This window comes from Pararhodobacter sp., from assembly GCF_034676075.1.
In the GTDB taxonomy this organism is placed as follows: domain Bacteria; phylum Pseudomonadota; class Alphaproteobacteria; order Rhodobacterales; family Rhodobacteraceae; genus Pararhodobacter.
The window spans coordinates 1-12,153 of record NZ_JAUCCQ010000119.1 but is presented as its reverse complement, the minus strand read 5'-3'; the positions used below and the strand labels follow the sequence as shown (position 1 = coordinate 12,153).

The following is a 12,153-nucleotide window of genomic DNA, read 5'->3' as shown; positions in this document are numbered from 1 at the left end:
TCGAAATGAACCAAACCGCCCACATATCCCTTCATTCACCAAATTTTCAAAAAGCGTTCCGAACACAACACGAAGACGTCGCCAGTTCCCTAGCGCCTTCGCTCGCCTTGCATCCAGATTTGTTTCCGGCGTTTCCGCCGCCGTCGCTGCTTCGTTCGCGTTTCCGCGTCCCCGCCGCTTCGGTGAGGCGGTATCTAGGCCCCACGGCCGGAACCCGCAAGAGAAAAAATGCAGGGGTGGGCGATTTTTTTCCATATGCCTGTCACATAGCCTTGTTTTACTGGCCCTCCGGGCTGCCCGATGGCGGGGCCCTTTCTGCCCCCGCGCGCAGGCCCCTGCGGCCCGCGGGAGGATAGTTGCGCACCAGACCCCGGGTCACGCAATTTCCTGACCATCCGGACAGGAATCGCCCGGAAATTTTTCTGAATCACCCCGAATCCCCGACTCGATCCGCCGAATCCCCCCGGTGATTCCCCCGAATCCCCCTCAGGCAGGGGATGATTCTGCCCAACCGCCCCCCTCCTCGCGATTCGAAGTGCAAAACCGCCCAAGATATGCATGATCACGAATGTAGAGACGGGGCGCCCCGCCCCAAGGAGGATCTCATGACCAGAGTGCTTTGCGCCGTGGCGCTGGCCGCGCTGACCGCGGCCCCTGCCCTTGCCGACGAGATGCGGCTCGCCCCCAGCGGCATGTCCTTCGAGGACACGACCTTCGCCCTGGAATCGGCGATCGTCGGCCGCGGTCTGGTGATCGACTACACCAGCCATGTGGGTGAGATGCTGGAACGCACCCGCGCCGACATGGGCAGCGAGGTCGTGCTGTTCACCAATGCCGATATCTACATGTTCTGCTCGGCGGCCGTGTCGCGGCAGGTGATGGAGGCCGATTGGCAGAACGTCGCCTTCTGCCCCTATGGCATCCAGGTGATCGAACGCCCCGGTGAAGAGGTCATGGTCGGCTACCTGCACCGGGACGCGGAAAGCATGACCCCGGCGAACGAGCTGCTCGCCGGGATCGTGGCCGAAGTGACGGAATGAAAGCGCGGGTCACCCGGTCTACCGGGTGACCGCCCCCGCGGGCGCCCGCATCGCCGGGCGCCGCTTCGGCACCAGCCGGATCGCCAGCAGGGCGATGACGGCGCCGAGATAGAGGAAGGGCTCCAGCGGATAGCCCTTCACCAGCCAGACGAAATGCACCGCCCCCAGCAGGATCGCCGGATAGGTCAGCTTGTGCAGCTTGCGCCAGCCCATGGCCCCCAGCCTGCGGATCGAGGCGTTGTTCGAGGTCACCGCCAGCGGGATCAGCAGGACGAAGGCCGCGAAGCCGATGGTGATATAGGGGCGGCGGACGATCTCGACCCCGATGCGGGACAGCGATTGCAGGTCCAGAAGCGCCCAGACCAGGAAATGCCCCATCAGGAAGGCAAAGGCCATCAGGCCCAGCGCCCGGCGGTACTTGATCAGGCTGATGTTGGTCCAGGTCCTGAGCGGCGTGATGACGAGCGTCGCCACCAGCAGCTGCAGGGCCAGGAGACCATAGCGGCGCTCCAGCGCGTTGATCGGCTCAGGGCCCAGATCGCCGTTCAGCCCCAGCCAGAACAGCCAGCCCATCCAGCCGAACCCGATCAGGTAGATCGGCCATGCGGGCAGAACCCGCTGGGCGCGGTTGATACGCTGCGCGAGGGCCATTTCAGTAATTCTCCCGCAGGTCCATGCCGGCGTAGAGCGAGGCGACCTCATCGCCATAGCCGTTGAACATCAGCGTGTCCTGGCGCCGGGCAAAGAGCCCGCCGCCGATCCGCCGCTCGCTGGCCTGCGACCAGCGGGGGTGGTCCACCTCGGGGTTCACGTTGGAATAGAAGCCATACTCGCGGCTGTTCAGCCGGTTCCAGGTGGTCGGCGGCTGCCGGTCGGTCAGGGTGATCCGCACGATCGACTTGATCGACTTGAAGCCGTATTTCCACGGCACCACCAGCCGGATCGGCGCGCCGTTCTGCTTCGGCATCGGCTGGCCGTAGATCCCGGTCGCCAGCAGGGTCAGCGGGTGGCGGGCCTCGTCCAGCCTCAGCCCCTCGACATAGGGGAAGGGAATGACCCGGCTGCGCACGCCCGGCATGTTCTCGGGCTGGACCACGGTCTCGAAGGCGACATAGCGCGCGCCCGATTGCACGCCGATCTTGTCCAGCACATCGGCCAGTTCGACGCCGTTCCAGGGCACGACCATCGACCAGGCCTCGACACAGCGGAAACGGTAGATGCGCTCTTCGCTTTGAAGGCCGCTCAGCAGGTCGGCCAGCGCGTATTCGCCGGGCCGGTCGACCATGCCGTCGACGCGGATCGTCCAGGGGTCGATGTCCAGCGCGCTGGCATAGGCCGCGGGGTCCTCCTTGCCGACGCCGAATTCGTAGTAATTGTTGTAGGTGGAGATTTGCTCCAGCGTGTTGGGCTCCAGCCCCTGCGCCATGGCCGGGGCGCCCGTCGCCGCCAGCGCCGCCGCGCCGCCCATCCCGGCCATGATCTGCCTGCGGTTCAGCCACAGGGGGCGGGGGGTCACATCGTCATGCGTCAGGTCATTGGTCCAGCGGCGTGCCATGGGTCTCTCCTTGGGGTGAGGCCGCGCGTCGCCGCCTCAGGATCGGGTTCACCTGCCTATACGGGCCGAGTGTAGCCCGCGTTTCGCCCGCCCGGCAATTTTTGCCGTAAACCTTTCGTGACGAGGGGCGCAGACGCGAAAGGCCCGGCGCATGGCCGGGCCCCCGTGTCGCTGCGCGGAGGGTCGCCCCTCAGACGAAGCGCGAGACCAGGTTTTCCAGCCGCTCCTGCCGGCCCGAGCGGGGGCGGGGATCGAGTTTCTTGTCCTCGACCATCCGGGCGATGCTGGCGAGGTCGCTCGACAGCAGCGCCTTGCCCTCGGGCTTGTCCCAACCGGCGTAGCGGGCCGCGCGTTGCTCTTCCAGCCGCCCGTCGGTCAGCATCGCCGCCGCCGCCTTCAGCCCCGCCGCGCAGGCATCCATGCCGCCGACATGGGCCAGGATCAGATCCTCGGGGTCCAGCGACTGGCGGCGGATCTTGGCGTCGAAATTGGTGCCGCCGGTGGTGAAGCCGCCCGCCTTGAGCACTTCGTAATAGGCCAGCGCCATTTCCGGCACGTTGTTGGGGAATTGGTCGGTGTCCCAGCCGGATTGATAATCGTTCCGGTTCATGTCGATGGAGCCGAAGATCCCCAGCGAGGCCGCGAGCGCCAGCTCATGCTCGAAGGAATGCCCGGCGAGGATGGCGTGGCCCTGTTCGATGTTGACCTTGACCTCGCCCTCCAGCCCGAAATCCTTGAGGAAGCCGTAGACCGTGGCGACGTCGTAATCGTATTGGTGCTTGGTGGGCTCCTGCGGTTTCGGCTCGATCAGGATCGTGCCCTTGAAGCCGGTCTTGTATTTGTAGTCGACGACCATCTGCAGCATGCGCCCGGCCTGCGCGCGCTCGCGCGCAAGGTCAGTGTTGAGCAGCGTCTCATAGCCCTCGCGCCCGCCCCACAGGACATAGTTCTCGCCGCCCAGCTGGTGCGTGGCATCGAGGCAGGTCTTGATCGTCGCCGCGGCGAAGGCAAAGACCTCAGGGTCGGGGTTGGTCGCGGCGCCCGCCATATAGCGGCGGTGGCTGAAGAGGTTGGCGGTGCCCCACAGCAGCTTGACCCCCGTCTCTTCCATCTTCTGCTGGAAGTAATCGGTGATTTCGCGCAGCCGGGCGGTGTTCTCGGCGAAGGAGGCGCCTTCGGGCCGGACATCGGCGTCGTGGAAGCAGAAATAGGGCACGCCGAGGATCTGGAACATCTCGAACGCCACATCGGCCTTCAGCTTGGCATGGTCCATCGTCTCGCCGAACCAGGGGCGTTCCAGGGTCTGGCCGCCGAACGGATCGCCGCCCGGCCAGGCGAAAGAATGCCAATAGGCGGCGGCAAAGCGCAGATGGTCCTTCATCGCCTTGCCCAGCAGCATCTCGTCCGGGTTGTAGTGGCGGAAGGCGAATTCGCTGGCGCTGTCCGGGCCCTCGTAACGGATGGGCGCAATGCCGTTGAAGAAGTCAGTCATCAGAGGGCTCCTGTCGTCAGAGATTCCGGATTGCGGCATAGGCCGCCTTGTAACGCTGGTGGGCCCCGGCAAAGGCCGGGGCGAGACTTGGGTCGGGGTCATGGCTGCGCGCGACCGGCGGGGGCGTGGCGATCTCGGCCCCCGCGCCGGTCGCCGCCATCATGCCCAGCCGCGCCGCCCCCATGGCCGCGCCGAATTCGCCCTGTGCCGGCACGTCCAGCGGGAAACCCAGGGTCGAGGCCAGCACATCCAGCCAATAGGCCGAGCGCGCGCCGCCGCCGATGGCCAGCGCCCGGCTGATCGTCGTGCCGGTCGCGGCCAGCGCGTCGCGGCAATCGGCAAAGGCATAGGCCACGCCCTCCATCACCGCCCGCGCCGCCGCCTGGGCGTCGGTCGCATGGTCGAGGTGCAGGAACTGGCCACGGATCTGCGCGTCGTTGAGCGGCGTCCGCTCGCCGCCCAGATAGGGCAGGAACAGGGTGCGCCCGGGCGCGGTGACCGGGCCAAGACCCTGCGTCAGCTGCGCCGCCGACTGGCCAGTCAGGCGGCTCAGCCAGTTCAGCGCATCGGTCGCGGCCAGGATCACGCCCATCTGGTGCCAGGTCCCCGGCACCGCATGGCAGAAGGTATGCACCGCCGTCGCGGGGTCCGGCCGGTAGCCATCATTCGCGGCGAACAGCACGCCCGAGGTGCCGAGGCTGAGGAAGGCCGAGCCGTCATGCACCACGCCGGCACCGATAGCGGCGGCGGCGTTGTCCCCCCCGCCCCCGGCCACCACCAAGGGCGGCAGGTCCAACTCGATGCCCAGCTTGTCGCGCAGATCGCCCGAGGGGGCGCTGCCTTCGACCAGCCGGGGCATGTGCGCGCGGCTGAGCCCGCAGAGGCCCAGCAATTCGTCCGACCAGTCCCGCCGCGCCGTATCGAACCACGCGGTCCCGGCGGCGTCCGACATCTCGGACACATGGTTCCCGGTCAGCGCCAGCCGCAGGTAATCCTTGGGCAGCAGGATCTTGGCCGTCCTGGCGAAGATCTCGGGCTCGTGCCGGCGGACCCATTCGACCTTGGGCGCGGTGAAACCCGGGAAGACGATATTGCCGGTGATCGCCCGGAAGCGGGGATCGGCATCCATCTCGGCCGCCTCGCGGTGGCTGCGGGTGTCGTTCCACAGCATGCACGGCCGCAGGACATTGTCGTCCGCATCCAGCAGCACCGCCCCGTGCATATGCCCCGACAGGCCGATCCCGCGCAGGGTCCGGCAATCGTGGCTGGCGCGGATCGCCATCAGCGCGTCCTTCGCCGCCGCGACCCAGCTATAAGGGTCCTGCTCGGACCAGCCGTCATGCGGGCGCTGGACCGTCAGCGGCACGGTATGTTCCGCCACCACCTGCTGCGCGTCGTCGATCAGGATCGCCTTCAGGGACGAGGTGCCGAGATCCAGTCCGATATACATGTCAGGCCGCCAGATGCTCGGGCTTCTTGCCCAGGATGATCATCGCCAGGATGTCGTCCTCGGTCACCTCATCCACCTTCACCACGCCGACCAGCTCGCCGTTCTTCATCACCGCCGCCCGGTCGCAGAGCCGCTTCACCGCATGGACGTCGTGGTCGATCAGGAAGATCCCCAGCCCCTGCTTCTTCAGCTCCTTGATCAGGTCCGCGACCATCTGCGTCTCCTGCGGGCCCAGCGCCGCCGTCGGCTCGTCCATGATCAGCACGCGGGCGTTGAAATAGACCGCGCGCGCGATGGCCACCGATTGCCGCTGCCCGCCCGACAGCGCCGAGACCGGCGCCTTGAACTTCTTGAAGTTCGGGTTGAGGCGGCCCATGATCTTGCGCGTCTCGGCTTCCATGCGGCCGTCGTCGACGAAACCCAGCGGCGTCGTGATCTCGCGCCCCAGGAACAGGTTCGCCGCGGCGTCGAGGTTATCGGCCAGCGCCAGCGTCTGATAGATCGTCTCGATGTTATAGGCGCGGGCGTCGCGGGGGTTGGTGATCTCCACCTCCTGCCCGTCGATCAGGATCTGGCCCGAATCCTTGCGGTAGGCACCGGAAAGGCACTTGATCAGCGTCGATTTCCCGGCGCCGTTATGGCCCAGAAGGCCCACGACCTCGCCCGGGTAGAGGTCGACGCTGACATGGTCCACCGCCTTGATGCCGCCAAAGGCGATGGAAATGTCGCGCAATTCGACCATCGGGGTTCCGCTACGGTCAACCATCAGATCATTCCTTTCCGACGCAGCAGAAGGCCAAGCCCCGCCGAGATCACAACCGCCAGCGCCACGAAGAGCCAGGAGGCGAAGAACCAGACCAGCACCGGCAGCAAGATCAGATGCACCAGCAGCACCTTCGGCCGGATCGCCGCCATGCGATAGGCGATGTCCAGAAGCACGGCCTCGACCAGCACCAGACCCACGACGATGTTCTGGAAGGGCGCATCGACCCCGACCATGGCCATGCCCGATTGCAGCGATTGCATGATCAGCGCGCCGAGGATGGCACCGAAGATCGTGCCGATGCCCCCCGACAGCGCCGTGCCGCCGATCACCGCCGCGGCGATGACGCGCAGCTCGTCCAGCGTGCCGATGTCATTGGCGTGGTTGGTCAGCCGCGCCGAGGCCACGACCGCCGAGAGCCCGCAAAGGAAGCCCATCATGGCGAAAACCTTGACGGTCAGCAGGCGGGTGTTGATGCCGCTCAGCTCGGCCGAATCCGGGTTGCCGCCAGTGGCGAAGATATAGCGGCCAAGCCGGGTCTTGCGGGCGATGACCGTCATCACCACGGCCAGCAGGATCAGCAGCAGGACCGAGATCGGCAGGCCGTAGCCTTCGGTATAGCCCTCGGGCAGGCTCTCGCCCCTTGCCTCGAACACCCGGCGCAGGCGGGCGGCGGGGACCTCGTAGGCGTTGACGATGGCGACGAAGCCCAGGATGCAGGCGGCATAGACCACGGCCAGCACGCCCTCGGCCCAGAGGGGTTTCACCGGGAATTCATGCGACACCTTGGCCCGGCGGCTGGAGAAAAGCGCCCAGATCGCCGCTGCCGCCGCGACGATGCCCAGCGCCCAGCTGATCGTCGCGCCAAGCGTGCCGTTGATGCCGCCGAACAGCTGGAACGTCTCGTCCAGCGGGCCGATGGTCTGGCCGCCGGTGACGTACCAGGCGACGTTGCGCCAGATCAGCAAGCCGCCCAGCGTGACGATGAAGGCCGGGATCGTCAGGTAGCCCACCAGCCAGCCCTGCACCGCCCCGATCAGCGTGCCGACAGCCAGACCGACGACGATGGCCACGGGCGCGATCAGGGGCGAGCCCAGATCCAGACCCAGATCCGGCAGCCAGACCTTCTGCGTCATGGCCATGAAGGCCGAGCAGGTGGCCAGCAGCGCGCCGACCGACAGGTCGATGTGGCGGGTGACGATGACAAAGACCATCCCCGTCGCCATGATCGCCACGCTGACCGTCTGGATCGACAGGTTGAAGATGTTGCGCGGGCTGAGGAAACGGCCCTCGGTCATCACGTTGAAGGCCAGGCAGATCACCACGAAGGCGGCGATCATGCCCAGGAGGCGCGTGTCGATTTCCAGCGAATCGATCACCGAGCGGCGCCGGGGCTGGACTGCGGGGCGCGCGATATCGCTCATGGCGGACTCTCGAATGGGGGATAGGATGCCGGTGCCGATGGAACGCCCCGGCGGCCGGAACCGCCGGGGCCGCTGTCAGGTCAATTGCAGGGGGCCGGACCGTTGGTCACGCCCTGGCAGAGCGCCTCTTGCGTGATCCAGCCCGCATCGACCACCGCCGACAGGTTGTCGCGGGTGATCGGAACCGGGGCCAGGAAGCGCGAGGTCATGACCGTGCCCGCGGGCGAGGTCCATTCCTGCGCGCCCTCGACATCGGCCATGGCGGTGCCACCAGCCAGCGCGACGGCGATCTCGGCCGCGGCGCGGCCCAGCTCGCGGGCGTCCTTCCAGACCGAAACGGTCTGCGTGCCCAGCGCGATGCGGTTCAGCGCGGCATGGTCGCCGTCCTGACCCGAGACCGGGATGCCCTGCATGCCCTGCGCGGTCAGCGCGGCGACGACACCGCCGGCGGTCCCGTCGTTCGAGGCCACGACCGCATCGACGCCGTTGTCGGTCGCGGTCAGGATCTGCTCCATGTTGCGCTGCGCGTTGGCGGGCAGCCAGCCGTCGGTATAGGCCTCGCCGACGATGGTGATGGCGCCCGAGTCAATCGCCGCCTGCAGCACTTCCTGCTGACCGCCCCGCAGGAAATCCGCGTTCGGATCGGTGGGCGAGCCCTTGATCATGACATAGCGGCCCTCGGGCGCGGCCTCGAGCACGGCGCGGGCCTGCATGCGGCCGACCTCGACGTTGTCGAAAGTCAGATAGAAGGCGCGCGGGTCCTCGATCAGGCGGTCATAGGCCACGACCGGGATCCCCTCGTCGGCGGCGGCCTGCACCGCCGGGCCGATGGCCTGCGCGTCCTGCGCCAGCACGATCAGCGCATCGACCCCTTGGGCGATCAGCGCCTCGATATCCGACAGCTGCTTGGCCGAGGACGATTGCGCATCGGCCGAGACATAGGTCGCGCCGGCGGCTTCCAGCGCCGCGACGATCGCGGCCTCATCCGTGCGCCAGCGCTCTTCCTGGAAGTTCGACCAGCTGACACCGACGGTCAGCGCTGCGGCCATCGATGTGGTAAGACCCGCCGTCGCGACGACAGCGGCAAACAATGCTTTGCGCATCTTATTCCTCCCCTATGGTGCCCCGACTCCCGGGGCTGCGGGCTCCATCCCGACAGCCGGAAGCATAGGATATTTTGTTCACCTGTCAAAATAAAGATTCTCGCGTTGATCGAAATTTCATGCTCCACTAAGGTCAAAGGGCCGATGTTTGCGCGAACTCGGAACGTTTCCTTGGATCGCCGCGACGCAGCGAAGGAATATTTTTTGAGCCGTGAAGTTATGATGCCCGCAGATGACGCGATAGCGCTGGCCGCCAGCCCGACCCTGCCCTTGGGCTGCGGGCCGCTGCTGCCGGGCCCGGTGCAGGACCCCAAGCCCTTGCGCCAGAAGGTTTTCGAGCATGTGCGCGCCACCGGCACCGCGGCCCGGGCCGATGTCTCGCGCGCGCTCGGCATCAGCGCGGGCTCGGTCACGCAGCTGACCTCGGACCTGATCGAGCGCGGTTTCCTGCGCGAGACCGACGACAACCCCCGCGATCGCCGCGATGCCGGGCGCGGGCGGCCCGCCGTCGCCCTCACCGTGGTGCCCGAATCGCGCCGGGTGATCGGCATCAAACTCTCGGATGAACGCCACACCGCGGTGCTGGCCGATTTCGCCGGGACCATCCTGGCCGAGGCCATGCTGCCCACCCCCGCGGTGCGCAAGACCCTCGACCAGATCGCCGAGGAAACCGCGGCGCTGGTCGAGCGGGTGCTGGAACAGGCGGGTCTGCACCGCGACGCCATTTCCGCGGTCGGCATCGGCATCTCGGGCCTGGTCGAGCCGATCGAGGGCACGATCCCCTGGTCGCCCCTCATCGCCGGCAAGGACCTGCCGCTCCGGGCGGCGCTGAACCGGCGGCTGGGCCTGCCGGTGCTGATCGACAATGACGCCAACATGCTGACGCTGGCCGAGCTTTGGTTCGGCGCCGGGCGGGCGATGTCGGATTTCGCCGTCGTCACCATCGAGCACGGGGTCGGCATGGGGCTGGTGGTCGGCAACCGCCTCTATCGCGGCACCCGCGGCATGGGGATGGAGCTGGGCCATACAAAGGTGCATCTCGACGGCGCCCTCTGCCGCTGCGGCCAGCGCGGCTGTCTGGAGGCCTATCTGGCGGATTACGCCCTGGCGCGCGAAGCGGCGACGGCGCTCGGCCGCAATCCCCGCGCCATGGCCTCGGCCCAGGCGATGCTGGAGACCCTCTTTGCCGAGGCCAAGGGCGGCAACATGGCCGCGCGTTCGATCTTCCGCCGCGCCGGGCGCTATCTGGCGGTGGGCCTGTCGAACGTCATCCAGCTGTTCGATCCCGAGCTGATCATCCTCTCGGGCGAACGGATGCGCTACGATTACCTCTATGCCGACGAGGTCATGGCCGAGACGCTGGAACTGACCCTCAACCACGGCCGCAGCCCCTGCCGGGTCGAGACGCATAATTGGGGCGACATGGTCTGGGCCCGGGGCGCGGCGGCGCTGGCCCTGGGCTATGTCACCGATACCGCTCTGGGACAGGGGGCCGCGTGATGCGCTGGCTGCTGCCGCTGCTTCTGGCCCAGCCCGCAGTGGCGAGCCCCTTGTTCGAGGATCTCTCGGGCACGATCCCGCCGCAGATCTACGCCGGCGGCTGGGAACATTTCGTCGGCGGCGGGGTCGCGGTCTTCGATTGCAACGGCGACGGGCGGCCCGAGATTCTGGCAGCGGGGGGTGAAAATCCGATGTTGCTGCTGGGGAACGGGGGCGAGATGCGCTTCAGCCCTGTCACTTTCCCCACAATCACCGGCGCGACCGGGGCCTATCCGCTGGATATGGACGGCGACGGGATCCTCGACCTTTTCATCCTGCGCGCCGGGCCGGATGTGATCCTGCGCGGCGGGGCCGAGTGCAGCTTCGAGGATGTGACCCAGGCCTGGGGCCTGCCGCAGGAAGACCGCTGGACCACCGCCTTCACCGCCTGGTGGGAGGGTGAGCGCCCGACGCTGGCCATTGGCCATTACGTCGACCGCTCGAACCCCGATGGCCCCTTCCAGGCCTGCGATTCCAACACGTTGATGACTCCCACCCCGACCGGCTGGCAGACCGAGGCGCTCGAGCCCGGCTTCTGCGCCCTCTCCATGCTCGCCGCCCGCGATGCCCGCGATCGCCCGACCCTGCGCATCTCGAACGACCGGCATTATTACGTCCGGGGTGGGTATGAGCAGATGTGGGACATCGGCACGCATCGCTTCCTGACGCCCGAGGACGGCTGGCAGCACGTCTCGCTCTGGGGCATGGGGATTACCAGCCAGGACTTGAACGGCGACGGGCGGGACGAGGTGATGCTGACCTCGATGGGCGACCAGCTGCTACAAATCGCACAACCGGACGGAACCTACGCCGCCGCACCCTATGCGATGGGCACTTATGCAACCTTGCCGCATGATGGCAGCGACGGTCGCCCCTCGACCGGCTGGCACGCGCAATTCGGCGATGTGGACAATGACGGCCTGCCCGACCTCTTCATCGCCAAGGGCAACGTGGACCAGATGCCGACCAACGCCATCCATGATCCGAACGACCTGCTGATGCAGGCGCCGGACGTCAGCTTCCACCAGGTCGCGACGGAGGCCGGGATTGCCACGCGCGAACGCTCGCGCGGCGCGGCGCTGGCCGATCTCGACGGCGACGGTCGGCTGGACCTCATCGTGGTCAACCGCCGCGCGCCGATGGAGCTTTACCGCAACATCACGCCCGACACCGGCCATTGGCTGGCCGTGGACCTGCGCCAGCCCGGCGGCAATACCCGCGCCATCGGCGCCCGGATCACCGTCAGCACCGATCAGGGCAGCCAGTCGCAACAGGTGACAATCGGCGGCGGCCACGCTGGCGGGCAGGCGATCCCCCGGCATTTCGGCCTGGGCCCCGCCACCAGCGCGGTGATCCGCGTCGACTGGCCGGACGGCAGCAGCACGGAAACCGAGGCCACGGCCGACCAGATCCTGACCCTCACGCCCTGAGGCGTGGCCGGGCGGGCGGGTGCCGCCGAGCGCAGCGACGGCGCAGCGACGGCGCAGGCGCCCTGCCCGGTTACGGATTGGGCACCGTCAGGCCCGAGGGCACCCGCGCCGGCACGCCCAGCCGCCCCGTCACCGCCACCGGATCGGTCAGCGTTTCCAGAAACGCCACCAGCGCCGCGATCTGGCCCTCGTCCGGCCGGAAGCCCCGCACCGCCGCCTCGGCAATGGCCGAGACCTGCGCCGGATCGTCCAGCACCGCCCAATCCTCGACTGCCAGCGTGGGCAACACCGCTTCCGCCCGATCGTAGTCCGCCACCGCCCCGCCATCGGTGTGATGCGCCAGGAACCCGGCCAGCG

10 protein-coding genes and 1 pseudogene are annotated in these 12,153 nt (G+C 67.6%); 3 read left to right on the top strand and 8 right to left on the bottom strand.

The genetic code is table 11. The annotated features are described in order from the left end of the window. Window positions 1–605: 605 nt before the first annotated feature. The gene (locus VDQ18_RS19685; protein ID WP_323022603.1) at window positions 606–1,040 is read left to right on the top strand and encodes a DUF302 domain-containing protein; all 435 of its coding nucleotides are present in this window, start codon (window positions 606–608) and stop codon (window positions 1,038–1,040) included. 18 nt (window positions 1,041–1,058) lie between these two features. Here VDQ18_RS19685 and msrQ read toward each other — a convergent pair whose 3' ends face one another. From msrQ to xylF, 7 genes are all read right to left on the bottom strand, one after another. Next, window positions 1,059–1,691 (bottom strand): protein-methionine-sulfoxide reductase heme-binding subunit MsrQ, encoded by a 633-nt coding sequence (msrQ, locus tag VDQ18_RS19680; RefSeq protein ID WP_323022602.1) that lies wholly within the window; start codon window positions 1,689–1,691, stop codon window positions 1,059–1,061. Window position 1,692: 1 nt separating this feature from the next. Then, on the bottom strand, window positions 1,693–2,595 hold the full coding sequence (msrP, locus tag VDQ18_RS19675) for a protein-methionine-sulfoxide reductase catalytic subunit MsrP (protein WP_323022601.1): 903 nt from the start codon (window positions 2,593–2,595) through the stop codon (window positions 1,693–1,695). A 190-nt stretch (window positions 2,596–2,785) separates the two neighbouring features. Beyond that, a complete protein-coding gene (gene xylA, locus VDQ18_RS19670; protein ID WP_323022600.1) occupies window positions 2,786–4,087 on the bottom strand; it encodes a xylose isomerase in 1,302 nt (433 codons plus the stop codon). Window positions 4,088–4,103: 16 nt separating this feature from the next. Beyond that, window positions 4,104–5,537, bottom strand: coding sequence for a xylulokinase (xylB, locus tag VDQ18_RS19665; protein ID WP_323022599.1), 1,434 nt, complete (start codon window positions 5,535–5,537; stop codon window positions 4,104–4,106). A 1-nt stretch (window position 5,538) separates the two neighbouring features. Beyond that, window positions 5,539–6,303: an ATP-binding cassette domain-containing protein gene (locus tag VDQ18_RS19660; protein ID WP_323022598.1), complete on the bottom strand. Its 765-nt coding sequence runs from the start codon at window positions 6,301–6,303 to the stop codon at window positions 5,539–5,541. Continuing rightward, window positions 6,303–7,724, bottom strand: coding sequence for a sugar ABC transporter permease (locus VDQ18_RS19655; RefSeq protein ID WP_323022597.1), 1,422 nt, complete (start codon window positions 7,722–7,724; stop codon window positions 6,303–6,305). The genes VDQ18_RS19660 and VDQ18_RS19655 overlap by 1 nt, the downstream gene beginning before the upstream one ends. 80 nt (window positions 7,725–7,804) lie before the next feature. Beyond that, complete coding sequence (gene xylF, locus VDQ18_RS19650) at window positions 7,805–8,827, bottom strand: D-xylose ABC transporter substrate-binding protein (protein ID WP_323022596.1); 1,023 nt, start codon at window positions 8,825–8,827, stop codon at window positions 7,805–7,807. A 219-nt stretch (window positions 8,828–9,046) separates the two neighbouring features. Between xylF and VDQ18_RS19645 the strand changes: the two genes are divergently transcribed. Together VDQ18_RS19645 and VDQ18_RS19640 are read left to right on the top strand one after the other, a co-directional pair. Further along, a complete protein-coding gene (locus VDQ18_RS19645) occupies window positions 9,047–10,327 on the top strand; it encodes an ROK family protein (RefSeq protein WP_416235131.1) in 1,281 nt (426 codons plus the stop codon). After that, on the top strand, window positions 10,327–11,796 hold the full coding sequence (locus VDQ18_RS19640; protein ID WP_323022595.1) for a CRTAC1 family protein: 1,470 nt from the start codon (window positions 10,327–10,329) through the stop codon (window positions 11,794–11,796). The genes VDQ18_RS19645 and VDQ18_RS19640 overlap by 1 nt, the downstream gene beginning before the upstream one ends. A gap of 70 nt (window positions 11,797–11,866) precedes the next feature. Here VDQ18_RS19640 and VDQ18_RS19635 read toward each other — a convergent pair. Then, window positions 11,867–12,153, bottom strand: a pseudogene (locus tag VDQ18_RS19635) (cytochrome-c peroxidase); the annotation flags it as partial.

Coding starts and splice junctions, on each gene's coding strand:
- VDQ18_RS19685 (WP_323022603.1), top strand. CDS start 606: ATGACCAGAGTGCTTTGCGCCGTGGCGCTGGCCGCGCTGACCGCGGCC.
- msrQ (WP_323022602.1), bottom strand. CDS start 1,691: ATGGCCCTCGCGCAGCGTATCAACCGCGCCCAGCGGGTTCTGCCCGCA.
- msrP (WP_323022601.1), bottom strand. CDS start 2,595: ATGGCACGCCGCTGGACCAATGACCTGACGCATGACGATGTGACCCCC.
- xylA (WP_323022600.1), bottom strand. CDS start 4,087: ATGACTGACTTCTTCAACGGCATTGCGCCCATCCGTTACGAGGGCCCG.
- xylB (WP_323022599.1), bottom strand. CDS start 5,537: ATGTATATCGGACTGGATCTCGGCACCTCGTCCCTGAAGGCGATCCTG.
- VDQ18_RS19660 (WP_323022598.1), bottom strand. CDS start 6,303: ATGGTTGACCGTAGCGGAACCCCGATGGTCGAATTGCGCGACATTTCC.
- VDQ18_RS19655 (WP_323022597.1), bottom strand. CDS start 7,724: ATGAGCGATATCGCGCGCCCCGCAGTCCAGCCCCGGCGCCGCTCGGTG.
- xylF (WP_323022596.1), bottom strand. CDS start 8,827: ATGCGCAAAGCATTGTTTGCCGCTGTCGTCGCGACGGCGGGTCTTACC.
- VDQ18_RS19645 (WP_416235131.1), top strand. CDS start 9,047: ATGATGCCCGCAGATGACGCGATAGCGCTGGCCGCCAGCCCGACCCTG.
- VDQ18_RS19640 (WP_323022595.1), top strand. CDS start 10,327: ATGCGCTGGCTGCTGCCGCTGCTTCTGGCCCAGCCCGCAGTGGCGAGC.